Here is a 23,490-nt window from a genome sequence, read left to right on the forward strand (position 1 = left end):
CGCACGTCACCGGAATCACACCACCTCCGGTATCGATCGCCTCGCAGTAGACGGCATTGCCCGATTCCGTCGGATAGAGTGGTGAATCACGGTGCGCCGGATCAGCCCATCCGACTACAGCCACCGACATTGCTCCACGGGCCAGCGTTGTCCCTGAGGACAATCGAGCATTTGCGATTCGCCAGCGAGTCGAGTGGAGGTTCGAGATGTTGTTTTCAGCGTTGCCGGCCAAGCAGGGGCTCTACGACCCCGCCGCAGAAGTCGATTCGTGCGGCGTCGCCATGGTCACCGACGTGTACGGTCGACGTTCGCATTCGATCGTCGCCGACGGTCTCCTCGCCCTGGAGAACCTGGAACATCGTGGTGCCGCAGGCGCCGAGGTGAACAGCGGCGACGGCGCCGGCATCCTCATCCAGCTCCCCGACGAACTGCTCCGCGCCGTGGTCGATTTCGACCTGCCCGCGCCGACGTCGGCCGGCGAGAACACGTATGCGGCCGGCAACTGCTTCCTCCCGGCCGACCCGGCCTTGCGCGAACGGGCGATCGAGCGGGTGACCGCACTCGCCGACGACGAGGGGATCACCATCCTCGGATGGCGCGAATTGCCCGTCGATGTCGAGGGCGCCGACGTCGGTGAGACCGCGCTCGGCTGTATGCCCTACATGATGCAGCTGTTCGTCACCGTCGACCCGGCCGACGGCGAGCGTCGGATCGGAGGACTCGACCTCGACCGCTTCATCTATCCGTTCCGCAAGCAGGCCGAGCGTCTGACACCGGAGATCGAGGAGGCAGGCACCGGTCTGTACTTCCCGTCGCTGTCGAGCCGCACGATGGTCTACAAGGGCATGCTCACGACGATGCAGCTGCCGCTCTACTACGACGACCTGCGCGATGACCGCTGCCACAGCGCGATCGCGATCGTGCACTCACGCTTCTCGACCAACACCTTCCCCTCGTGGCCGCTGGCACACCCGTTCCGGTTCGTCGCACACAACGGGGAGATCAACACCGTGCGCGGCAACCGCAACCGCATGCGTGCCCGCGAAGCCCTGCTGGAGACCGATCTCATCCCCGGCGACCTCAAACGCGCCTTCCCGATCTGCACACCCGACGCATCGGACTCCGCGTCGCTGGACGAGGTGCTCGAGCTGCTGCACCTCGGCGGGCGCAGCGTGCACCACGCCGTGATGCTGATGGTCCCCGAGGCGTGGGAGAACGTCCCGGTGATGGATCCGAAGCGGCGGGCGTTCCTGCAGTTCAACGCATCGCTGATGGAGGCGTGGGACGGACCCGCGTGCGTCACCTTCACCGACGGCACGGTGGTCGGGGCAGTGCTCGACCGCAACGGCCTGCGTCCCGGTCGGTGGTGGCAGACCCGCGACGGTCGGGTCATCCTCGCCTCCGAGTCCGGCGTCCTCGACATCCCCGTCGACGACGTGGTCGCGAAGGGCCGGCTCGAGCCCGGTCGTATGTTCCTCGTCGACACCCAGCAGGGACGCATCATCCCCGACGAGGAGATCAAGGCCGACCTGATCCACGCCGAGCCCTACGACGAGTGGCTGCATGCCGGCCTGCTCGACATCGCGACGCTCCCCGCGCGCCCCGTCTACAAGCCCAACCACAACACCGTGGTGCGCCGGCAGCTGTCGTTCGGCTACACCGAGGAGGACCTACGCGTCCTGCTCACCCCGATGGCGGCGGCCGGGTACGAACCGCTCGGGTCGATGGGCACCGACACCCCGGTTGCGGTGCTGTCCAAGCGTTCCCGCCTGCTCTACGACTACTTCGTCGAACTGTTCGCGCAGGTCACCAACCCGCCACTGGACGCCATCCGCGAGGAGATCGTGACCTCGATGGCACGTGTGATGGGTCCTGAGCAGAATCTGCTGGCGCCGACCGCGGCTTCCTGCCGCCAGATCCTGCTGCACTGGCCGGTCATCGGCAACGACGATCTCGCGAAGCTCGTCCACATCAACGACGACGGCGACAACCCGGGTCTGTCGGCGAAGGTGCTGCACGGCCTCTACGAGGTCGCCGAGGGCGGTCAGGGTCTCGCCGACGCGCTCGAGGATCTGCGGATGCGAGCGAGCCAGGCCATCGCCGAAGGGCACACCACGCTCGTCATCTCCGACCGCCACACCAACCGTGAGCATGCGCCGATCCCGTCGCTTCTCGCGACGTCGGCCGTTCATCACCACCTGGTCCGGACCAAGGAACGGACCAAGGTCGCCCTCGTCATCGAGTCCGGCGACGCCCGCGAGGTCCACCACATCGCGCTGCTCATCGGTTTCGGTGCCGCCGCGGTCAATCCCTATCTGGCGCTCGAGACCATCGACGATCTCATCGGCGAGGGCGAACTGATCGGTGTCACACCGTCGAAGGCCGCGCGCAACTATCTCGAGGCGCTCGGCAAGGGGGTGCTCAAGGTGATGAGCAAGATGGGCATCTCCACCATCAGCTCCTACACCGGCGCGCAGGCGTTCGAGGCGGTCGGACTGTCCTCGGCGGTCGTCAAGGAGTACTTCACCCGCACCGTCTCCCGGATCGAAGGCGTGGGCCTCGACGAACTCGCCGAAGAGGTGCGGATCCGCCACCACCGCGCGTTCCCGGAGAATCCGACCGAGCAGGTCTACCGCCGGCTCGATGTCGGCGGCGAGTACCAGTACCGCCGCGAGGGCGAACTGCACCTGTTCACCCCGGAGACGATCTTCCTGCTGCAGCACGCAACCAAGACCGGTCAGGCGGAGATCTTCCAGAAGTACTCCGACGAGGTCGACAAGCTCTCCCGCGAGGGCGGCACGTTGCGCGGCCTGTTCGACTTCGACCTGGCAGCCCGGGACCCGATCCCGCTCGAGGAGGTCGAACCGGTCGAGGCCATCATGACCCGGTTCAACACCGGCGCGATGAGCTACGGGTCGATCTCGGCGGAGGCGCACGAGACGATCGCGATCGCGATGAACCGGATCGGCGGGCGCTCCAACTCCGGCGAGGGCGGCGAGGACGTCGACCGCCTCTACGACCCGGAACGGCGAAGCGCGGTCAAACAGGTCGCATCGGGTCGGTTCGGCGTCACCAGCGACTACCTGACCAACGCAACCGACATCCAGATCAAGATGGCGCAGGGCGCGAAACCCGGTGAGGGCGGCCAACTCCCGGCGTACAAGGTGTATCCGTGGATTGCCAAGACGCGTCATTCCACACCGGGTGTCGCGCTGATCTCCCCGCCGCCACACCACGACATCTACTCCATCGAGGACCTCGCCCAACTCATCCACGACCTCAAGAACGCGAACAAGGACGCGCGTATCCACGTCAAGTTGGTGAGTGCCGTCGGGGTCGGCACCGTGGCCACCGGCGTGTCCAAGGCGCACGCCGACGTCGTCCTCATCTCCGGCCACGACGGCGGAACGGGTGCATCGCCGTTGACGTCACTCAAACATGCCGGCACACCGTGGGAGATCGGCCTCGCCGATGCGCAACAGACCCTGATGCTCAACGGTCTGCGCGACCGCATCACCGTGCAGTGCGACGGTGCGCTGCGCACCGGGCGCGACGTCATCATGGCGGCGCTGCTGGGGGCCGAGGAGTACGGCTTCTCGACCGCGCCGCTCATCGTCGCCGGATGCATCATGATGCGCGTCTGCCACCTCGACACATGCCCGGTGGGCGTCGCCACCCAGAACCCGGTGCTGCGGTCGCGGTTCACCGGCCAGGCCGAGCACCTGGTCAACTTCTTCCGGTTTATCGCCGAGGATGTTCGGAAGTATCTGGCGCAGTTGGGTTATCGCACTCTCGACGAAGCGATCGGGCAGTCGCAGCGACTGCACACCGACGATGCGGTGGCGCACTGGAAGAGCAAGGGCCTCGACCTCACGCCGATCTTCCGCAAGTTCGAGGACAAGGGTCCGACGCGGCGCCTCCGCGGCCAGGACCACGGCCTCGACCGTGCCCTCGACCAGACGTTCATCCAGCTCGCCGAGGGCGCCCTCGAAGACGCGCATCCGGTGACGCTGGAACTGCCGGTGCGCAACGTGAACCGGACGGTCGGCACGTTGCTCGGCGCCGAAGTCACCCGCCGCTACGGGGCCGAGGGCCTGGCCGAGGACACCATCACCGTTCAGTTGACCGGTTCGGCCGGCCAGTCGCTCGGTGCGTTCCTGCCGCCGGGCGTCACCATCAAGCTCTCCGGTGACACCAACGACTATGTCGGTAAGGGGTTGTGCGGCGGAAAGATCATCGTCGCACCGAATCCGGACGCGTGGTTCATCGCCGAGGACCAGGTGATCGCGGGCAACACCATCCTCTACGGCGCGACCTCCGGGAAGGTGTACCTGCGAGGACGGGTCGGCGAACGCTTCTCGGTCCGCAACTCGGGTGCCACCGCGGTGGTCGAGGGCGTCGGTGACCATGCCTGCGAATACATGACCGGCGGTCGCGTGGTGATCCTCGGACCGACGGGCCGCAACTTCGCAGCCGGTATGTCCGGCGGCATCGCGTACGTGTACGACCTCGACCCGGGCAAGGTGAACACGGCGATGGTCGAACTCCTCCGTCCCGACCCGGACGATCTGCAGTTCCTGCACGACACCATCGCCACCCATACCGAGCTGACCGGATCGGCCATCGGCGCGTCGATGCTCGCCGACTGGCCACGCCGATGCCTGGCCTTCACCAAGGTGATGCCGAGCGACTACAAACGAGTTCTCGACGCCGCCCGGATGGCGGAAGCCGAAGGGCGCGACGTCGATTCAGCGATCATGGAGGCGGCACGTGGCTGACCCACGCGGATTTCTGGAAGTCGGGAAGAAGGAGTCCAAGTACCGGCCGGTGGGGGAGCGGGTGCAGGACTGGGGCGACGTGTACGCCCATCCCGACAACCCGATGCTGGAGTTGACCGAGGTCTCCGAGCAGGCCCGCCGCTGTATGGATTGCGGCATCCCGTTCTGTCACTCGGGCACCGCCGGCTGCCCACTCGGCAATCTGATCCCGGAATGGAACGACCTGGTGCGCCGAGGGCGATGGGACGCGGCGAGCGCACGACTGCACGCGACCAACAACTTCCCCGAGTTCACCGGCCTGGTGTGCCCGGCGCCGTGTGAGGCGGCGTGCGTGCTGTCCATCTCGGAGGCCACCACCGGCGGCAGTGTCACCATCAAACGCGTCGAGAAGACCATCGCCTACGAATCGTGGGCCGAAGGGATCATCGGTCCCGAGCCGCCCGCCGCCACCACGGGCAAATCGGTCGGCGTGGTCGGTTCGGGGCCGGCCGGCCTCGCCGCCGCCCAGCAGCTCACCCGCGCAGGACACGAGGTGACGGTCTACGAGCGTGACGACCGGCTCGGCGGACTGCTGCGCTACGGCATTCCCGAGTACAAACTGCCCAAGTCCGACGTCGATCGCCGCGTCGCGCAGATGCGTGCCGAGGGCACGGAATTCGTCACGAGCTGCGACGTCGGCGTCGACCTGTCGGTGGACGAACTGCAGTCGCGGCACGACGCCGTGGTGTTGGCGATCGGAGCGATGGAGGCCCGCGACAACCCGGTGCCCGGCCGCGACCTCAACGGTGTGTACCTCGCGATGGAGCACCTCGTGCCCGCGAACAAGGAATGTGAGGGTGACGGCCTGTCACCGATCACCGCAGCCGGCAAGCATGTCGTGATCATCGGCGGCGGCGACACCGGTGCTGACTGCCTGGGTACCGCGCACCGCCAGGGAGCGGCTTCGGTGGTGCAACTCGACTACAACCCGGCCCTCCCGGAGGACCGCGACGATGACCGGTCGCCGTGGCCCACCTGGCCGCTCGTGATGCGGACATCGTCGGCGCATGCCGAAGGCGGCGTGCGCAAGTACGAGGTGGCGGTGCAGCGGTTCGTCGGCGACAGTGACGGCAACGTGACCATGATGGTGCTCGCCGAGGTGCAGGTCTCCCGTGAGCCCGATGGTCGGCGCGTGGTCACACCCGTCGGTGACGAGTTCGAGATCCCTTGTGACATGGCGCTTTTCGCGATCGGATTCGCCGGTGTCCGCGGTGGTCCGCTGCTCGACGATCTGTCGTTGGAGCCCAACCGCAGGGGAGTGTTGTCGTGCGGAAGCGACTGGCAGACCGACGCGCCCGGCGTGTTCGTCTGTGGCGATGCGCACCGCGGTGCCTCCCTCGTGGTGTGGGCGATCGCCGAGGGGCGGTCGACGGCGCGGGCCGTCGACGAGTTCCTGATGGGTGGATCAGACCTGCCGTCGCCGGTCCGCCCCGCAGCCCTGCCGCTGTCGGTGCGGTGACCATTTCGAATCCGACGTGGCGCTCAGGTGACCAATCGTCGCCGGGATAGAGATGGCGTGGCAACCGGACTAGAGTGGCTGAAGTGACACGTCGAACAAAAATCGTCTGCACCCTTGGTCCGGCCACGAGCTCGGACGAGAAACTCAAAGAGCTCGTCGAAGCGGGCATGGATGTGGCCCGGATGAACATGAGCCACGGCAGCCATGAGGTCCATCGCGAGATCTATGCCCGGGTCCGGAAGGCCAGTGATGCCGCCGGCAAGGCCGTGGGTGTGCTCGCCGACCTGCAGGGACCCAAGATCCGACTGGGCAAGTTCCGCGATGACGGAGCGCTCAACGGCCAGGTGATGTGGGAGACCGGTGACGAGGTACGCATCACCGTCGACGACGTCGAGGGCACCCAGGACCGGGTATCCACCACCTACAAGCAGCTCGCGGAGGACGCCTCCGTCGGTGACCGCCTGCTCGTCGACGACGGCAAGGTCGGGCTGACCGCGACCGCTGTCGACGGCAACGACGTGGTCTGCCGGGTCACCGAAGGTGGCCCGGTCAGCAACAACAAGGGATTGTCGCTGCCCGGGATGAGCGTCTCGGTGCCGGCTTTGTCCGAGAAGGACATCGCCGATCTGGAGTTCGCGTTGAAGCTGGGTGTGGACATGATCGCCCTCTCGTTCGTCCGCAGCCCGGCCGACATCGAGCTCGTCCACGAGGTGATGGATCGGGTGGGCCGCCGGGTGCCGGTGATCGCGAAGCTGGAGAAGCCGGAGGCCATCGACAATCTCGAGGCGATCGTGCTGGCGTTCGACGCGATCATGGTCGCCCGCGGCGACCTGGGCGTGGAACTGCCCCTGGAGCAGGTCCCGCTGGTGCAGAAGCGGGCAATCCAGATGGCGCGCGAGAACGCCAAGCCCGTCATCGTCGCGACCCAGATGCTGGAGTCGATGATCGAGAACTCGCGTCCGACGCGCGCCGAGGCCTCCGACGTCGCCAACGCGGTGCTCGACGGCGCCGATGCCGTGATGCTCTCGGGCGAGACCTCGATCGGCAGTTGGCCGATCGACGCGGTCCGCACGATGAACAAGATCTGCCACGCGGTGGAATCCGGTCCCCGAGACGTGCCGCCGCTCTCACATGTGCCGCGCACCAAACGCGGCATCATCTCCTACGCCGCCCGCGACATCGGGGAACGGCTCGAGGTCAAGGCGCTGGTGGCGTTCACCCAATCCGGTGACACCGTCCGGCGTTTGGCGCGCCTGCACTCCCGCCTGCCGCTGCTCGCGTTCACCCCGATGCAGGAGGTGCGTAGCCAGCTCGCATTGAGTTGGGGCACCGAGACGTTCATCGTCAATCACGTCGACACGACCGACCACATGATCGACCAGGTCGACCACCAACTGCTGAAGATCGGGCGACTCGACGAAGGCGACGTCGTGGTGATCGTGGCCGGTGCACCCCCGGGAACCGTCGGTTCCACCAACATGATCCACGTGCACCGCATCGGCGAACAGGACCACTGACCCACCTCCCGCTGGGCGAGTAGCCACCGAGAGCCCCCTTCCGCTGGTCGAGTAGCCGACGAGCGGCAGCGAGGAGGCGTATCGAGACCCCGCACCCCGAACACATAGGGTGTGCTCTCATGACCGCACAATCCGAGGACCTCGGCAAGCTGCTCGCTCTGCTCGACGTCGAACAACGCGACGACGACCTCTTCATCGGGCAGCACCCCGAGCAGAAGACGGCCCGGACGTTCGGTGGACAGCTACTGGGGCAGGGGGTGGTGGCCGCGTCACGCACGCTCACCCGGGGTGCCCCGCCGGTGCACGCGCTGCACGCGCATTTCATCCGCGGCGGCGACGTCAACAAGCCGATGGAGTACCACGTCGCCCGGTACCGCGATGGCAAGGCGTTCGCGAACCGCCAGGTGACGGCGATGCAGGACGGCGCCGAGGTGTTCACCATGCTCGTCGCGTTCCAGGACAATGCGGCCGGACTCGAGCACGCGGTCGAGATCCCACAGGTCCCGTACCCGGAGGAGTTGCCGCCGCTGGGCGAACACTTCAAAGGCTACGAGGATCGGATCGCCACGTTCGTGAACGCCCTGCACCCGATCGACATCCGGTTCGCCAACGACCCGACGTGGAAGATGCGCGACGCGGGGGAGAAGCTCAAGGACAACCGGGTGTGGATGAGGACCGACGGCGCCATGCCCGACGACCCGATCCTGCACGTCGCGGCGATGTGCTACGCCTCGGACACCACCGTGCTCGACTCGATCATCACCACCCACGGACTGTCCTGGGGGATCGACCGGCTGTTCGCCGCCACCGTCAATCACTCGATGTGGTTCCACCGCGAGTTCCGGTTCGACGACTGGATGCTCTACGCCACCCGGTCCCCGGTGGCCTCCGGCTCCCGCGGCATGGGGTCCGGACGCTTCTGGATGCGTGACGGCACCCTCGCGACCTCGGTCGTCCAGGAAGCGCTCATCAAGTACTTCCCGCCGAAGAAGTGACGTGTCCGGTGGTCGCGTAGCTCGTCGAGAGCACGGCCACCGGTACATCTCGTCGCCAATGGCACACTGGTCGCCATGACCTCCGCCGAGCCACCCCGGCCCGACGGCGCGCACCATGCGCCCGCGCCGCCCGCGTACTGGCTGCCCTCGGGACCCATGCGGCCGCAACGCACCTGGCAGCGTCGCACCCGTTCGCCGATCATCATCGTCAGCGCCGTCGCGGGCTTGGCGCTGGCCGCCGTCGCTTTCGTCGCGCTCGGGATCGGCTCCGTCAACGCCGCGATGTTCACCGCACAGGGCGTTGTCGTGTGTCCTGCCGACCCCGGTCAGATCACCCCGGGTAGCGCGGTCCGCATCTACGACGAGACCGGCGAAGATCTCGCCACGACGGAGCTGGGTCCGCGGCGCACCGAGGACGGTCGCTGCGAGATGTCGTTCAGCGCCGACGAAGTGCCGTCCGCGCGTGGGGGATATGTTGTCCGCATCGGAGATGTCTTCCAGGAGACGGTCTCCGAATCGGCTCTCGCCCAGGGAGTGGTTCTACGCCCGTTGCCATGACCCCGTGGAGTTGCCGGGTGTGAAGCCGGCCCACGGGTTACACTTCGGCGATCTTCGATCGTCGGCTGACGCCGTGGTGTGCATGGAGGGGGACGCGTGGACGAGAGCATCGACTGGGGCAGTGAGTGGCTCGCGTCGGCGACCTGGTTGGCGATCGCCTTCGGAATCTCGGCTGCGGTCGGACTGCTGATCTGCGTCCTGGTTGCGCGATTCACGAACTGGGGACGGCAGTTCTGGCGTTTGTCGCAGGGATTCTTCACCGGATCCGGGAAGTGGCTGACGTGGACGATTCTCGCGGGGCTCCTGCTGCTGACGCTGCTGAGCGTGCGCTTCAATGTCCTGCTGTCCTATCAGTACAACGACATGTACACGGCGATGCAGTTGATCGCCGAAGGGCTTGCGCAGGGTGATGTCGAGGCGCGCGATGCTGCGGCGTCCGCGTTCTGGCGGGCGATCGGTATCTTCGGCATCCTGGCAACACTGCATGTGGTTCGCTCTCTCGTCGACTTCTACGCCGGCCAGGCGTTCGATATCCGTTGGCGCACTTGGATGACCGAGAGGTTGACCGCCGACTGGCTCGAGGGCCAGGCGTACTACCGCAACCGTTTCGTCGGCGACGCCAACATCGACAACCCCGACCAGCGCATCGAGACGGACATCACCAGGTTCGTGACCTACTCGCGGACGTTGGCATTCGGTGCCGTCTCCGCTGTCGTTTCGATCGTCTCGTTCACCAAGATCCTCTGGGATCTCTCTGGTCCCTTGACGATTCTGGGCGTCACGTTTCCCCGGGCGATGATGTGGATCGTTCTCAGCTACGTGCTGGTGACGACGGTGATCGCGTTCTACATCGGCCGCCCGCTGATCCGCCTGAACTTCTTGAACGAGCGCCTGACGGCGAACTTCCGCTACGCGCTCGTCCGTATCCGAGATGGCGCCGAGAACGTCGCGTTCTACCGCGGTGAGGGTGTGGAACGGGCAGGCTTGCTCTCCCGGTTCGCTGAGGTCATCCGTAACTTCTGGCGGATCGTCTTCCGGACCCTGAAGTTCAATGGGTGGAACCTCACGGTGAACCAGACGGCCGTGGTGTTTCCGCTGATCGTGCAGGCGCCTCGATTCATCTCAGGGGAGATCACCCTCGGGGCGGTGATGCAGTCATCGACTGCCTTCGGCAACATGCATGACTCGTTGTCGTTCTTCCGAGAGTCTTATGACGAGTTCACCGAACTGCGTGCGGCACTGATCCGACTCGACGGCTTGCATGACGCGAACAACAAATCGCGCGAACTCGATCGGATTCCCACTGAGGAGGCCGATCGGCGTTTCGCCTTGCAGAATGTGGACATCGCCACCCCCGATGACCGTCAGCTGGTCCGGTCGCTGTCGCTGTCGATGTCGCCCGGCGACGCGCTCGTGATCAAGGGCGGATCGGGCTCCGGCAAGACCACCCTGCTGCGCGGAATCGCGGAAATGTGGCCCTTCGCCGACGGAGAGGTCGACCGCCCGCTCGGACGGCGCACCCTCTTCCTCTCCCAGATCCCCTACATCCCGCTCGGCGATCTGCGGACCGCGGTCGCCTACCCGTCGGCTCCCGATGACGTCGGCGACGAGGCCATCCGATCTGCACTCCAACGGGTCTTCCTGCCGCACTTGGTGGATCGCCTCGACGAGGAGGAGGACTGGTCGAAGGTGCTGTCGCCGGGGGAGCAGCAGCGGGTCGCGTTCGCGCGCATCCTGCTGACCCGCCCCGAGGTGGTGTTCATGGACGAGGCCACGTCCGCGGTCGACGAAGGGCTCGAGTACTCGCTCTACACCCTGATCCGCGAGGAACTGCCCGAGATGATCCTGGTGTCGGTCAGCCATCGCAGCACCACCGACCAGCACCACACCGAGGTTCTCGAGTTGACCGGCGGAGGTGCGTGGGAGACCCGCCCGGTGAGCGTCTGACAACGCGTGCGTGACGGCAGAACGTCGCGCTGACGACCGATTTTTACTTCCCGATTACCAATCTCTCCGAAGCCTGTTCAGAGGGCTGCGCGCTGGGTACTGTGATCCCGACCACTGAGACGGGACTAGCGAGGACACCGGTCATGACGCAGACAGAACTGATCACCTTTCCGCACGAGAGCGGCGCACAGGTCGGGACGCTCCCCGAGGCGTTCCAGCAGTCGATCACCATCCGTCCCGGCGCGATCGCGCTGCGCACGGTCGGCGGCATCCAGGAGATCACCTGGGCCGAATACGGGAAACGAGTCGAGACGATAGCCCGCGGACTGGCCGCGCTCGGTGTCGGACACGGCGACACCGTCGGCATCATGCTGACCAACCGTCCGGAGTTCCACCTCGTGGACACCGCGGCGCTGCATCTGGGGGCCATCCCGTTCTCGATCTACAACACCAGTGCGCCCGACCAGATCGAGTACCTGTTCGGCAACGCCGAGAACACCGTGGTCGTCACCGAGCAGGTGTTCCTGCCCGCCATCCAGGCGGCCAACACCAACGTGACCACCACGATCGTCGTCGACGGGTCGCCGGGTGACGCGATGTCACTGGCCGATCTCGAACAGTACGCCGCTCCCGACGGTTTCGACTTCGAGGCGGCATGGAAAGCCGTGCAGCCCGACGACCTCGCGACGCTGATCTACACGTCCGGGACCACCGGTCCACCCAAGGGCGTCGAGATCACCCACCGCAACATCATCGCCGAGCTCGCGGCACTGGAGAAGCACGTCGAGGCAGGCTTCGACGACCGCGTCATCTCCTATCTCCCGGCCGCGCACATCGCCGACCGGGTCTCCTCCCACGCCGCCAACATGGTGCGCGGTATCCAGATCACGACGGTGCCCGATCCCCGGGAGATCGCCGCCGCGCTGCCCGAGGTGCGTCCGACCTTCTTCTTCGGTGTCCCGCGTGTGTGGCAGAAGATCCGCGCCGGCATCGAGGTCAAGATGTCGGAGGAGTCGAGCCCGGTCAAGAAGAATCTCGCGGCGTGGGCACTCGGCGCGGGTGCCGCCGCTGCGCGTGCACAGCTCGAGGGCCGCGCACCCGGCCGAGTGGACGCGCTGCAGCACGGGCTGGCCGACAAGCTCGTCCTGCACAAGGTGCGGACCGCGATCGGGATGGATCAGGTGACCTTCGCCGGCTCGGGTGCCGCCGCGATTCCGGCGGAGGTCCTGGAGTTCTTCCTCGGACTCGGCATCCCCGTCCTCGAGGTGTGGGGGATGTCGGAGACCACGGGTGTGTCCACCATGACGACGTCGGAGAACCTGAAGATCGGCACGGTCGGCAAGACCGTCGCCGGTGTCGAGGCGAAGCTCGGCGAGGACGGTGAGCTACTCATCCGCGGTCCGGTGGTGATGCGCGGGTACCGCAAACAGCCCGACAAGACGGCGGAGACCATCGACGCCGACGGTTGGCTGGCCACCGGCGACATCGCCACGATCGACGACGAGGGCAACGTCACCATCGTCGACCGCAAGAAGGAACTGATCATCAACGAGTCGGGCAAGAACATGTCGCCCACCAACATCGAGAACGCGATGAAGGCTGCGTCCTCGTTGATCGGCCAGGTCGTGGCGATCGGCGACGGCAAGCCGTACATCTCGGCGCTGGTCGTGCTCGACCCCGACGCGGCTGCGGCCCGGGCGAAGATGCTCAACATCCCCGACGCGGATATGGCGACCCTGTCGAGCCGTCGCGAGGTCGTCGACGAGATCACCGGTGCGGTTCGGGAGGGCAACAAGAAGCTGTCGCGGGTCGAGCAGGTCAAGCGGTTCACCATCGTGCCGGTCGCCTGGGACCCGGGCGGCGACGAGCTGACCCCGACGATGAAGTTGCGGCGCAAGCCGATCGCGACGAAGTACGCCGAGCAGATCACCAAGCTCTACGACGACGCCCCGGACGACGAGGTGGTGGACCTCCGGTAAGCGCACCAGGTTTCGTCGGTTCCCACTACGATCGTGTCGGGACGGTCGTGCATTGCGTCATGCGCCGATCGGCCACCACCTTGTCAATCGCGACGCAGCGAGGAAGCCGTCATGACCGAAGAAGTCGTTCAGGACATCGGACCCATCGATTACATAGTGCTGGAGTGGAGCGGTCAGCAGCCGACCGGGGAGGCGATCCCGTACCTCGTCGAGCTCGTCGACCGGGGAATCATCCGCATCATCGATCTCGCCTTCGTCCAGAAGGGTGAGGACGGAACGCTGGTAGAGCTCGAACTCGACCAGCTGGGAGTGGATTTCGAGGTTCTCGACGGCGCCGCGAGCTCGCTGATCGGCGACGACGATCTCGCCGAGGCCGCATCGGTGCTCGAGCCGGGCACCGCCGCGGCGATCCTCGTCTACGAGAACGCCTGGGCGGCGCCGTTCGCGTCGGCCCTGCGCCGCAACGGCGCGCAGATGGTGGCGTCGGGCCGGATCCCGATGGACGCCTTCGTCGAAGCCCTCGAGGCCGCGGAAGCCTGATCCGACGGGGCGGCACGTACGGCCGCTCCGCCTTCACCACCGACATCCACGAAGGAGAACACCATGCCCGGACTCATCCGCGCGGCCGCACGTACCGCGGTTATCGCCGGCACCGCCACATCGGTCAGCAACCGCGTCTCACGGCGGCAGGCCAACCGTTGGGCGCAGCAGGAATACGACAATCAGCAGCGGTACGCACAACCGGCTGCGGCGCCCGCACCTCCGCCGCCGCCCCCTGCTCCCGCACCGGCTGCGGCGGCGCCCGCGCAGGATCCCATCGCACAACTCAAGGAACTCGGGGCGCTGTATCAGCAGGGCATTCTGACCGAGCAGGAGTTCGCGGCGCAGAAGGCGAAGATCCTCGGAAGCTGAACCACCTCACGCATCCTGCGTACGGCGGCTGCCGTCGGAATCCGGATCGCCGAGCTCGGCGCCCGGAATCCGCGGCAGCCGTCGCGCTATCACCAGGCCGATCGCGCCCAGGAAGATCACCAACAAGATGGAGCCCTTGATCGCGGTGATCTGGGCGTCCACGTAGCCGTCGACCAGCGTCTGCACCTCCGCCTCGGGGATCGCGTTCTCCTCGGCGACGGATTCCAGCTGGTCCATGCTGATGATCTCGATGCCGTCTTCGGAGGCCTCGGCGATGCGACTCTTGGTCTGCGCCGACAGGTTTGGATCGGACTGCGCCGCCTGATTGAAACCGGCGCTCAAGGAGGCCACCAACAACGCGCCGAGCATCGCGACACCCACCGACGTACCGATGTTCTGGGCGGTGCCCTGCAGCCCACCCGCCTCGCCGCGGTCGCGTTCGCTCGCCGACGACATGATGACGTTGCCGAGTTGCGACGCGATGAAACCGAACCCGGCACCGAACACCGCCATCCCGATCGCGAACGGCACGCTCTCCAATTGCGGGTCGATGGTGCTCACCAACGTGCACGAGCCGGCGATGACCAGGATCAGTCCGATCGTCACCATTCGTCGCGGCGACTGTGTCGCAGCCAGTTTCGGACTGGCGAACGCGGCGATCAGCATCGCGATAGACATGGGCGCCAACGTGAGACCTGTGTCGAAGGCGTCCTTGAGCAGCACGTACTGCAGGTAGATCGGGATGATGAAGAACATGCCGCCGATGATGGTCTGCTGCGCGATCAGCATCACCAGACCGTTCCGCAGATGCAGCGTCCGCAGGAGCTTCGGGTGCATCAGCGGTGTGCCCCCGCGGTCGATGACTCGATTCTCCCAGCCTACGAACCCGATCAGGACGAAGATCCCGGCGGCGATCATGAACGGCACCACCGAGAATCCGAACGGGGTGATCTCGGTGCCGGCGATGGTGAGGGCGCCCGACGGTCGGATGAAACCCCAACTGCCCGCCTGCAACAGGGCGATGACGATCAGGCCGAGGCCGAGCGCCGACAGTGCGGTACCGCCCCAGTCGAGGCGGCGGGAGTCAGACGGCCTGGTATCCGCAATCACCCGCACACAGGCGATGACGATGATGCAGACCACCGTCTCGGCGGCGAAAACCACACGCCAGGTGAACGTCTCGGTGACCCACCCGCCGATGAGCGGGCCCGCGGCCGCGCCCGCCGCAGCGATTCCACCCAGCGCGCTGTACGCGGTCGCCCGGTCTCGGCCGTCGTAGTTGGCCGCGGTCAGCGAGATGATCGCGGGCATCACGAGCACCGCCCCGGCCCCCTCGACGAACGACCAACCGAACAGCAGCACACCGATGTTCGGACTGAACGCGGTGATGAGCGAACCGGTGCCATAGACGAGGAGACCGACCGCGAACACCCGTCGGCGGCCGAACAGATCGCCGAGTCGACCACCGAACAGCATGAACGACCCCATGACGAGGGTGTAGAGGGTGATCGCCAGTTGGACCTGGGTGAGGGTCGTGTCGAGATCGGCGACGACACTCGAGACCGACACATTCATGACGGTCGTGTCCAGCACCATGATGAACTGTGCGGCGCACAGGATGAGCAGGACACTCCACTTTCTCATCGACGTAACGGTACGCGCGAAAACACGCGGACCGAATGTTTGCCGGCGCCGGCGGCGGGGAATCATCCGAAACGGGTGACGGCAGCGTCGCACCCGCGCGGCGGATGAACAGTCTGTCGAATCCGCGGCGGGCCGATGCCGTTGTGCCCATAGTGGAAGGGGAGTCGCATCCCGCATGGCTCCTCAGAGGAAAGGATGACCGATGGCACTCGACGACGACGACATCACCACCTCCGACGCCGGCGGGGAAGGGGTCGCCGACGGCGGCTCGAACCCCGGTGGGCATGACGGTGGCGCCGACGGCACCGCGGACGCCGGCGAAGGACCGGCCGACGGTGGCTCGAACCCGGACGGACACGACGGTGGTGCCGACGGCACCGCTGATGGCGAAGGGCCCGCAGATGGCGGCTCGAATCCGGACGGCCACGACGGAGGGGCCGACGGAACCGCGTGAGCGCGACGCGATGCTGAGCCGCTGCATCTCGACGGATGCCGACGTGTTCGCCCGCGAACACTGGGGTCGGCGTCCGCTGCTCAGCCGCTCGGCATCGCTCCCGCGGGACTTCGACGACCTGCTGTCACCGGAGGCCGTCGACGAACTGCTGACCGAACGTGGCGTCCGCGCACCATTCATCAGGATGGCCAAGGACGGCAGCCTGCTGGCCCGGGACTGCTACCTGGGATCCGGTGGCTTCGGAGCGGAGGTCACCGATCAGGTCGACTCCGCAAAGGTCTTGTCGCGGTTCGCCGACGGCTCGACGATCGTGCTCCAGGGGCTGCACCGCCTGTGGCCGCCGGTGATCGACTTCGTGCGCGGACTCGTCGACGACATCGGCCATCCGGTGCAGGCCAACGCCTACATCACCCCACCGGACAACCGCGGTTTCGACCCGCACTACGACGTCCATGACGTCTTCGTCCTGCAGATCTCGGGTCGAAAGCGCTGGCTCGTGCATGAGCCGGTGCATCCCGACCCCCTGACCGGCCAGCCGTGGACGGAGCACCGGGCTGCCATCGACGACCGAGCGCAGCAACCAGCGTTTCTGGACACGGTACTGATGCCCGGGGACGCCCTGTATCTGCCGCGCGGCTGGGTGCATTCGGCACGCGCCATGGGAGAGACGTCGATTCACCTGACGGTGGGCGTCGCACCCGTCACCGCCCACGACGTCCTGAAGGCCGTCGTCGAGGAACTCGGCGACGATGCCGCCATGCGTCAGTCGTTGCCCCTCGCCCTCGACCTGGCCGATGCCGATCAGACCTCCGCCATCGCAGCCAAGGTGATGTCGTCTATCGTCGACGTGATGCGCACCGGCTCAGACGATCTCGCCGACGGCGTCGCCACGCGGATGGCCCGAGACCACGCCGAACGCACCAGACCGGTCGCGGTACCGCCGCTGGCGACCCTCGACGCGATCGCCGACATCGATGCGACCACGACCGTCGCGTGGCGCACCGGACTCATCGGGTCCCTGCGTCGCCGGCCAGCACGCGTCGAACTGATCCTCGCCGACCGGACCATCACCTTTCCCGCTTCCTGCGCGGACGCACTCGACATCATCCGGACCGGGCACCCCGTCCGGCCGGATTCGCTGCCGGGACTCGACACCGCCGACGGTACGGTCCTGCTGCGCAGGCTGTTGCGCGAAGCGGTCGTTGTGCCGGTGGACGATGAGGGCGCGGGGCACGTGTCGCCGGGCGGGCGCGGATGACGGACCTGCGTCCGTGCAGCGATCAGGCCCGCGATCGCGACGACCCGATGTACGGCACCGCCTCGGCGGGGTTTCGGTGGGTACTTCTCGAATTGTGCGGCGCCTGGGGGCCGTCGGCGTTCCTGCAGTCGCCGAAGATCATCGACCCGGCACTGGGACGCGCCGTCGTCCGCCGCGTCGAGACCGAGGCGATGCGCATCGTCGCGATCCGACGCCCCGGGCGACGTCCGACGACGCCACGGTGGCGGTGGTTCATCGTCGACGCACGACCGGGAACCGAGGCCGTGTACGGCGGGGAGGTGACATCGGCCGAGGGCTACCTCGATCTGGCCCTCGACGGTTCCGACGGCGAACTCATCACCGACCCGGTCGTCGCGGTGTGCGCACACGGCAAGCACGATCAGTGTTGCGCGGTCCGTGGCCGCGCCGCCACCGCGGCGATCGCAGCCGCCTACCCGGAGTGGACGTGGGAATGCTCCCACCTGGGCGGCGACCGGTTCGCTGCCACGATGCTCGTGCTGCCGCACGGATTGTGTTATGGCGCAGTCGATTCCGCTGATGATCCGGCGGAGATCATCCGCCTCTACACCGAGGGTAGGCTCGACAACGCGCTGCTGCGGGGTCGTACCTCACTACCGCACGCGGTGCAGGCCGCGCAGTACTTCGTGCGCCGCGCCACCGGCGACGACCGGATCGACGCGCTCGAACCGCTGGACGTGCAGCGTGGCGAACACCGCATCCACGTGGTGCTCGACGGCCCGCGTGGACCGATCGAGGTGACCCTCGCCGAGCACATGTCCGATCCGCTGCACTCGACCTGCAACGCGTCCGTCGCCGGTCGGGTGCGACAGTTCGTCCTCGTGTCGATCGAGGGTCCCTCGACCTGACGTCAGCCGGCCGTCGGCTTCGGCTTCGGCTTTGCCTCCACGGCGATCACCGGGTCACCGACAGACGTCGCACCCTCGGCGATCTGTTCCACCGACGCGAACTTCTTGGTGTTCATCACCACCACCGGCGTGATGATCGGATACCCGGCCTTGTCGATGACCGACCGGTCGAAGGTCACCAGCGGTGTGCCCGCTTCCACCTTCTGCCCGGCCTTGACCTTCACGTCGAAGCCCTCGCCCTTGAGCTGAACGGTGTCGATACCGACGTGGATCAGCAGTTCGATGCCGCCGTCGAGTACCAGACCGAAGGCGTGGCCGGTCGGTTGCGCGGCGACGACCATACCGTTGGCCGGCGCGTAGACCGTGTCGCCCGACGGTTCGATCGCGACGCCGCCGCCCATCGTGCCGCCGGCGAAGACCGGGTCCGGAACCTCGGACAGCGCGACGACGGTGCCCTCCAGCGGGGCGCCGATCCGGGTGATTGCGCCTTGCTCGGTCGGTGCGCCCGCATCCTCGGCGGCGACCTTCTCGGTCGCCAGGTCTGCCGTCGTGGTCTCGGGTGCGGCGGCGACGGCCGTGGCGGTGCCACCACCTCCCGACGGCACGGCGGCGGCTGCCGCGGCGGCCGCGACCCCGTCCGCGGAGTCGTCGAGCGGGATGGCCCCCGGCGACTCCAGGCCGGCGTCTCGCGCGGCCTCGAACTGGGCCTGCTGTTCAGGGGTCCGGTAGCCGGACATGACGACGAGCGCCATCGCGACCACGAATGCTGCGGCCACCGCGATGCCGTACAGCACGATGCTGTCGAACGCGGGGATCGTCAGCAGCGAGGTGAACACGAAGGCGTTGGTGGTGACGCCGCCACCGATGCCGATGATGAGACCGCCGACGAAACAGCCCACCAGCATGCGCGGATATATTCGTTTGAATCGCAGATGGATGCCGTAGAGCGACGGCTCGGAGATGCCGCCGAGCAAACCGGCGGCCAGCGCGCCGGTCGACGTCTGACGCATCTGCATGTCACGTTCTCGCCAGGCGATGAGCAGCACACCGGCGGTCGCGCCGAAGCAGGCGAAGTTCCACGCACCCATCGGTCCCTGGATGAAGTCGTAGCCGATCGTCTGGATGTTCAGCAGCATGATCGCGTTGATCGGCCAGTGCAGACCCAGCGGCACCATGAACGGGTACGCCAGCGGGATCACGATGGCGAAGATGAACGGTGAGAAGTCGTTGATGGACTTCAGGACATCCGCGAGACCGGCACCGACGTAGACGCCGATCGGGCCGATGAGGAACGCCGTCAGCGGGATCATGATCAGCATCGCCAGGAACGGCACGAAGATCAGCTGGACGTTGTCGGGGATGAGCTTCTTGAGGTACTTGTACAGCGGGCCGAGGACCGCCGCCATCAACAACGGCGGGAAGACCTGAGAGCTGTAGTCGAACACGGTCAGCGGCACCCCGAAGATGTCGACCGTCTGCACCTCGAATCCGAAGATCGAGTGGGTCTCGGCGACGTCCATGAGCGCGGTGAATCCCGGCAACATGAGGACGGCCATGATGGCGAACCCGACCCACGGGTCCGCGTCGAGCTTCTTGGAGGCGTTGTAGGCGATCATCAACGGCAGGAAGACGAACACGCACTGCCAGCACAGGTTGACGAACTGCCAGGACGGCGACAACTCGGTACGCGGGTCAGCCCAGTTGCCGATCACGTCGAGCGTGCTCATCAACGACATGAACGTGATGAACAGCGAGGCACCGAGCAGGGCGCCGAGGATCGGTCGGAACGAGTCCGACAGGTACTCGAACAGCGAGTCGAGCCAGGCGTTCTTGCCGCGCGGGCCCTTCGCGCGGGCGGCCGCCTTGATGGCTGCCGCGTCGCCGCCGGCGTTGGCCATCTCCGGCAACGCCATGATCTCGTTGTAGACGGTCTGTACAGCGCCGCCGATGACGATCTGGTAGCGGTCACCCGCCTGCGGGACGGCGCCCAGGACACCGTCGATGGACTCCAGCGTCGCCTGTTCGACTCCCGAGGCGTCGTGCAATTGGAAGCGCAAGCGCGTAGCGCAATGTGTCAGGCTCTCGATGTTGCCGGCGCCACCTACGCCGGCGACGATCTCCGATGCCGAATTGGTAGACATGCATCTCCCTAACTATCCGTCTGGAGTTGTGCGCATCGTCCGAACGCCGCTGGCCACAGACACCAGGGCAGCGTTCCGCCGACGACGGTGTCTCGGATGCTATCCCGCATTCCGCAGCCGCGTGCGCGGATCAGCGAGCCGATGACGAACGGTGACCCGGAGTGAACCGTTAGTTCATCTCTGCGGGACCGAGATGGCCGCGACGGCACCGCCGTCCACCAACAGGTCGGTGCCGGTGATGAACGAAGCCGACGGGCTCAGCAGAAATGCCGTCGCATCGGCGATGTCGGCGGCGGTCCCCACCCGACCCGTGCCGGACATCGCGATCATCCCGCGCATCGCCTCGCCGCTCTCGCCGGCGAGCTCTGCCTGACCCATGGCCGTGGCGATCACGCCCGGGCTGATGCTGTTGATCCGCGCGCGGCGACGACCCCAGGTCGCTGCGGCGGCGCGGACCCGGTGGTGGTTGGCCTGTTTGGCCACCGCGTACGCACTCCCGGGCGCCGTGGTCAGCGACGGCAGGAAGTCGAGGGCCAACAGATCCGCGGTCTCGGCGGACGCCAACGCCGCCGCATGCTCGGCGGCCAGCGGCGGGTAGATGTGACCGGCCATGCTGGCGATCACGACACCGGCGCCGCCTTCGGCCACCACGGCGCCGAAGGCGTCGAGCACGAGTGCCACCCCCAGCAGGTCCACACGCAGGATCGCCTCGACCGGCGCCTGAACGGGGGAGAGGCCGGCGGTGTGGACCACCTGCTCGACCGCGCCGAGCGAGACGGCATGGTCGGCCAATGCGGCAACGGACTCCGACGACGTGACGTCGACATGGCGGCCGGCCGCGTCGAATCCCTCTGCCGTCAGGGTGGATACGTTGGCGTCGAGGGCCGCTTGGTCGACATCGGCGAGCAGCACCGTGCGTCCGCCGCCCTGGCGCCGGGCGATGGCCATGCCCATCCCGCCGGTTCCGATGATCACCACGACACTGCGGCCCATGGGGTCTCCTTCGCTTCGCCTGACGGTCACCGCAGACTCTGCGCGAGTGGGCCGGTTCGGTCAACCATCGGAGGGCCTATCCTCGCGACCATGGGTGATGTGACCGATGAGTCGGACGACACGCGGCGATGCCCGTGTACCTCGGGGTTGACGTTCGGGGAGTGTTGCGGGCCGATCCTGGCGGGGCAGCGCCGGGCCGCGACGGCCGAGGCCCTCATGCGATCACGGTTCACCGCCTTCGCGACGGGCGACCGCGACTACATCCTCGACAGCTGGCACCCGAGGACCCGACCGCGACAGCTCGTCCTCGACGACGACACGGCGTGGTATCGCCTGGACGTCGAGTCGACCTCCGGCGGAACACCGTTCGACACGACCGGCGAGGTGGTCTTCACCGCCCACTTCCGCACCCCCGGTGGGCGGGAGGCGATGCGCCAACACAGCAGGTTCGAAAAGCGGGACGGCAGGTGGGTGTACGTCGACGGGGTCACCACGTGACCATCAGCCGTGGCGGCTCACCCAGTCGATGAGGGGTGTGGCGGCTCGCCAGTCCTCGCGGATGCGATTCACGAGTGCCGGTGTGTGGATCAGGTCGTCGAACCCGTAGTCGCGGGAGATGGTCAGTGACTTGTGGCGCAGGAGTTCGATGCGGGGGTGATCGGCGGACCACCCGCGTGGTGCGGTTTTCAGGGTGCCGCCGCCGATCTCCCACCCGGCCGACGCGTACTTCTTGACGAGTTGTTCGAGTTCCGCGCCGTGGATGTTCTCGTCGATCGCGGTCCGGATGGCGGCCAAGCGCTCGGCTGACGCCTCGTAGAAGCCCGCGGCGACCATCACACCGGGGGCACTGATCTGCACGTAGTACCCGGTCGACGGGCCGACGCCGACGAACGCGCCCTGGTGGGTCTTGTAGGGCGTCTTGTCCTTGGCGAAACGGACATCGCGGTAGGGCCGGAAGATCTTGGCCTGGCCGAACTCGTCGGCCAGGTCGTCGGTGAGTTCGCGCATCGGTCCGGCGACGGCCGTGCGATACACCTCTTTGTGCTTCTCCCAGAACACCTTGCTGTTGTCGATCTCGAGGTCGTCGTAGAAGTCCAGCGCAGCCTCGGGGAATCCGGTGAACGCCATGCTCAGACCCTACGCCGGACCCGGCGGCCGATTGTGGGGTGTTTGGCGGGATGCGGACCGGGGTAGCACTGGATGTCATCGTCTTGCGGCCACAGACAACCGGTCGCCCGTCATCGTCATGGGAGATGAGGTTGTCATGAGCGACCACATATTCGCCGGCCGTCACTACCGCAACCGGGTGCACGCCGGTCGCATTCTGGCCGACCACGTCGAACGCTGCCGGGAGAGCGGACGGGTAGTAGTCCTGGCTCTTCCCCGGGGCGGGGTGCCGGTGGCCCGGCAGGTCGCCGAACACCTCGACGTCCCGCTCGACGTCTTCCTCGTTCGCAAGGTCGGCGTGCCCGATCAGCCTGAGCTGGCCGCCGGTGCCATCGCGAGCGGTGGGGTGGTGGTGCTCAACGACGAGGTGATCAAGGGCACCGGGATCACCGACAGCGAGTGGAATGCCTTGGTGCACGACGAGACGGCCGAGCTCGAGCGCCGCGCGGACATCTATCGAGGTGCGTGCGAACCCGTCGACATCAGCGGCGCGACGGTCATCATCGTCGACGACGGGATCGCGACCGGTGCGACGATGCGTGCCGCCGTCCGCGCCCTACGGCAACTCGGACCGGCTGCTGTCGCCGTCGCCGTCCCGGTCGGTCCGCCCGGCGTCGAACAGCAGTTCCCCGAGGCCGATCGCGTGATCTGCCCGACCGTCGTCGAGTCCTTTCGGGGGGTGTGCGCGGCGTACGACGACTATGAGCCGCTCAGCGACGCCGAGGTCCGGGATATGTTGAGTCACCCGCGTTGTCGGTGAGT

Annotated in this window: 18 protein-coding genes; 14 read left to right on the forward strand and 4 right to left on the reverse strand. The window is 66.9% G+C overall.

Going from position 1 to position 23,490, the window contains the following annotated elements:
• The first annotated feature begins 206 nt into the window (after nt 1-206).
• The 9 genes from gltB (at nt 207) to VZC37_RS19445 (ending at nt 14,184) form a co-directional block, all read left to right on the forward strand.
• Nucleotides 207-4,778 (forward strand): glutamate synthase large subunit, encoded by a 4,572-nt coding sequence (gene gltB / locus VZC37_RS19405; RefSeq protein ID WP_330434788.1) that lies wholly within the window; start codon nt 207-209, stop codon nt 4,776-4,778.
• The gene (locus tag VZC37_RS19410) at nt 4,771-6,276 is read left to right on the forward strand and encodes a glutamate synthase subunit beta (protein WP_330434789.1); all 1,506 of its coding nucleotides are present in this window, start codon (nt 4,771-4,773) and stop codon (nt 6,274-6,276) included. Before gltB ends, VZC37_RS19410 begins: the two co-directional genes overlap by 8 nt.
• An 83-nt stretch (nt 6,277-6,359) precedes the next feature.
• Nucleotides 6,360-7,793 carry a pyruvate kinase gene (gene pyk / locus VZC37_RS19415; RefSeq protein WP_330434790.1) on the forward strand — a complete coding sequence of 478 codons (1,434 nt, stop codon included), beginning with the start codon at nt 6,360-6,362 and terminating at the stop codon, nt 7,791-7,793.
• Between the two features lie 119 nt (nt 7,794-7,912).
• Nucleotides 7,913-8,788, forward strand: a complete 876-nt coding sequence (locus tag VZC37_RS19420) for an acyl-CoA thioesterase (RefSeq protein ID WP_330434792.1) — start codon at nt 7,913-7,915, stop codon at nt 8,786-8,788.
• Nucleotides 8,789-8,863: 75 nt separating this feature from the next.
• Entirely contained in the window at nt 8,864-9,346 is a 483-nt protein-coding gene (locus VZC37_RS19425) for a hypothetical protein (RefSeq protein ID WP_330434793.1), read from the forward strand.
• Between the two features lie 96 nt (nt 9,347-9,442).
• Entirely contained in the window at nt 9,443-11,293 is a 1,851-nt protein-coding gene (locus VZC37_RS19430; protein ID WP_330434795.1) for an ABC transporter ATP-binding protein/permease, read from the forward strand.
• 143 nt (nt 11,294-11,436) lie between these two features.
• Nucleotides 11,437-13,272, forward strand: a complete 1,836-nt coding sequence (locus VZC37_RS19435; RefSeq protein ID WP_330434797.1) for an AMP-dependent synthetase/ligase — start codon at nt 11,437-11,439, stop codon at nt 13,270-13,272.
• 111 nt (nt 13,273-13,383) lie between these two features.
• Complete coding sequence (locus VZC37_RS19440; protein ID WP_330434799.1) at nt 13,384-13,812, forward strand: DUF6325 family protein; 429 nt, start codon at nt 13,384-13,386, stop codon at nt 13,810-13,812.
• Nucleotides 13,813-13,875: 63 nt separating this feature from the next.
• Nucleotides 13,876-14,184 carry an SHOCT domain-containing protein gene (locus VZC37_RS19445; protein WP_330434801.1) on the forward strand — a complete coding sequence of 103 codons (309 nt, stop codon included), beginning with the start codon at nt 13,876-13,878 and terminating at the stop codon, nt 14,182-14,184.
• A gap of 6 nt (nt 14,185-14,190) precedes the next feature.
• On the opposite strand, the gene VZC37_RS19450 is transcribed toward VZC37_RS19445, so the two are convergent.
• Nucleotides 14,191-15,828, reverse strand: coding sequence for an MFS transporter (locus tag VZC37_RS19450; RefSeq protein ID WP_330434803.1), 1,638 nt, complete (start codon nt 15,826-15,828; stop codon nt 14,191-14,193).
• Nucleotides 15,829-16,030: 202 nt separating this feature from the next.
• Between VZC37_RS19450 and VZC37_RS19455 the strand changes: the two genes are divergently transcribed.
• The 3 genes from VZC37_RS19455 to VZC37_RS19465 are packed head-to-tail and all read left to right on the forward strand — an operon-like array spanning nt 16,031 to nt 18,427.
• On the forward strand, nt 16,031-16,282 hold the full coding sequence (locus VZC37_RS19455; RefSeq protein WP_330434805.1) for a BatC protein: 252 nt from the start codon (nt 16,031-16,033) through the stop codon (nt 16,280-16,282).
• Nucleotides 16,283-16,292: 10 nt separating this feature from the next.
• On the forward strand, nt 16,293-17,540 hold the full coding sequence (locus VZC37_RS19460; RefSeq protein ID WP_330434977.1) for a cupin domain-containing protein: 1,248 nt from the start codon (nt 16,293-16,295) through the stop codon (nt 17,538-17,540).
• Nucleotides 17,537-18,427, forward strand: coding sequence for a ferredoxin family protein (locus VZC37_RS19465; RefSeq protein WP_330434807.1), 891 nt, complete (start codon nt 17,537-17,539; stop codon nt 18,425-18,427). Before VZC37_RS19460 ends, VZC37_RS19465 begins: the two co-directional genes overlap by 4 nt.
• 2 nt (nt 18,428-18,429) lie before the next feature.
• Here the strand turns inward: VZC37_RS19465 and VZC37_RS19470 are convergent, their stop codons facing one another.
• Both VZC37_RS19470 and VZC37_RS19475 read right to left on the reverse strand, forming a co-directional pair.
• A complete protein-coding gene (locus tag VZC37_RS19470; protein ID WP_330434809.1) occupies nt 18,430-20,568 on the reverse strand; it encodes a glucose PTS transporter subunit IIA in 2,139 nt (712 codons plus the stop codon).
• 174 nt (nt 20,569-20,742) lie between these two features.
• On the reverse strand, nt 20,743-21,561 hold the full coding sequence (locus tag VZC37_RS19475; RefSeq protein WP_330434810.1) for an SDR family oxidoreductase: 819 nt from the start codon (nt 21,559-21,561) through the stop codon (nt 20,743-20,745).
• A 90-nt stretch (nt 21,562-21,651) separates the two neighbouring features.
• Between VZC37_RS19475 and VZC37_RS19480 the strand changes: the two genes are divergently transcribed.
• Nucleotides 21,652-22,059 (forward strand): YchJ family protein, encoded by a 408-nt coding sequence (locus tag VZC37_RS19480; RefSeq protein WP_330434811.1) that lies wholly within the window; start codon nt 21,652-21,654, stop codon nt 22,057-22,059.
• Between the two features lie 3 nt (nt 22,060-22,062).
• On the opposite strand, the gene VZC37_RS19485 is transcribed toward VZC37_RS19480, so the two are convergent.
• A complete protein-coding gene (locus VZC37_RS19485; protein ID WP_330434812.1) occupies nt 22,063-22,689 on the reverse strand; it encodes a DUF2461 domain-containing protein in 627 nt (208 codons plus the stop codon).
• Nucleotides 22,690-22,825: 136 nt separating this feature from the next.
• Between VZC37_RS19485 and VZC37_RS19490 the strand changes: the two genes are divergently transcribed.
• Nucleotides 22,826-23,488, forward strand: a complete 663-nt coding sequence (locus VZC37_RS19490) for a phosphoribosyltransferase (protein WP_330434813.1) — start codon at nt 22,826-22,828, stop codon at nt 23,486-23,488.
• Nucleotides 23,489-23,490 lie beyond the last annotated feature (2 nt).

The sequence above is a fragment of the Gordonia sesuvii genome (genome assembly GCF_036350415.1).
GTDB lineage: Bacteria > Actinomycetota > Actinomycetes > Mycobacteriales > Mycobacteriaceae > Gordonia > Gordonia sesuvii.

Coding starts and splice junctions, on each gene's coding strand:
- VZC37_RS19445 (WP_330434801.1), top strand. CDS start 13,876: ATGCCCGGACTCATCCGCGCGGCCGCACGTACCGCGGTTATCGCCGGC.
- VZC37_RS19465 (WP_330434807.1), top strand. CDS start 17,537: ATGACGGACCTGCGTCCGTGCAGCGATCAGGCCCGCGATCGCGACGAC.
- VZC37_RS19425 (WP_330434793.1), top strand. CDS start 8,864: ATGACCTCCGCCGAGCCACCCCGGCCCGACGGCGCGCACCATGCGCCC.
- VZC37_RS19490 (WP_330434813.1), top strand. CDS start 22,826: ATGAGCGACCACATATTCGCCGGCCGTCACTACCGCAACCGGGTGCAC.
- VZC37_RS19460 (WP_330434977.1), top strand. CDS start 16,293: ATGCTGAGCCGCTGCATCTCGACGGATGCCGACGTGTTCGCCCGCGAA.
- VZC37_RS19485 (WP_330434812.1), bottom strand. CDS start 22,689: ATGGCGTTCACCGGATTCCCCGAGGCTGCGCTGGACTTCTACGACGAC.
- VZC37_RS19455 (WP_330434805.1), top strand. CDS start 16,031: ATGGCACTCGACGACGACGACATCACCACCTCCGACGCCGGCGGGGAA.
- VZC37_RS19480 (WP_330434811.1), top strand. CDS start 21,652: ATGGGTGATGTGACCGATGAGTCGGACGACACGCGGCGATGCCCGTGT.
- VZC37_RS19475 (WP_330434810.1), bottom strand. CDS start 21,561: ATGGGCCGCAGTGTCGTGGTGATCATCGGAACCGGCGGGATGGGCATG.
- gltB (WP_330434788.1), top strand. CDS start 207: ATGTTGTTTTCAGCGTTGCCGGCCAAGCAGGGGCTCTACGACCCCGCC.
- VZC37_RS19435 (WP_330434797.1), top strand. CDS start 11,437: ATGACGCAGACAGAACTGATCACCTTTCCGCACGAGAGCGGCGCACAG.
- VZC37_RS19470 (WP_330434809.1), bottom strand. CDS start 20,568: ATGTCTACCAATTCGGCATCGGAGATCGTCGCCGGCGTAGGTGGCGCC.
- VZC37_RS19450 (WP_330434803.1), bottom strand. CDS start 15,828: ATGAGAAAGTGGAGTGTCCTGCTCATCCTGTGCGCCGCACAGTTCATC.
- VZC37_RS19420 (WP_330434792.1), top strand. CDS start 7,913: ATGACCGCACAATCCGAGGACCTCGGCAAGCTGCTCGCTCTGCTCGAC.
- VZC37_RS19440 (WP_330434799.1), top strand. CDS start 13,384: ATGACCGAAGAAGTCGTTCAGGACATCGGACCCATCGATTACATAGTG.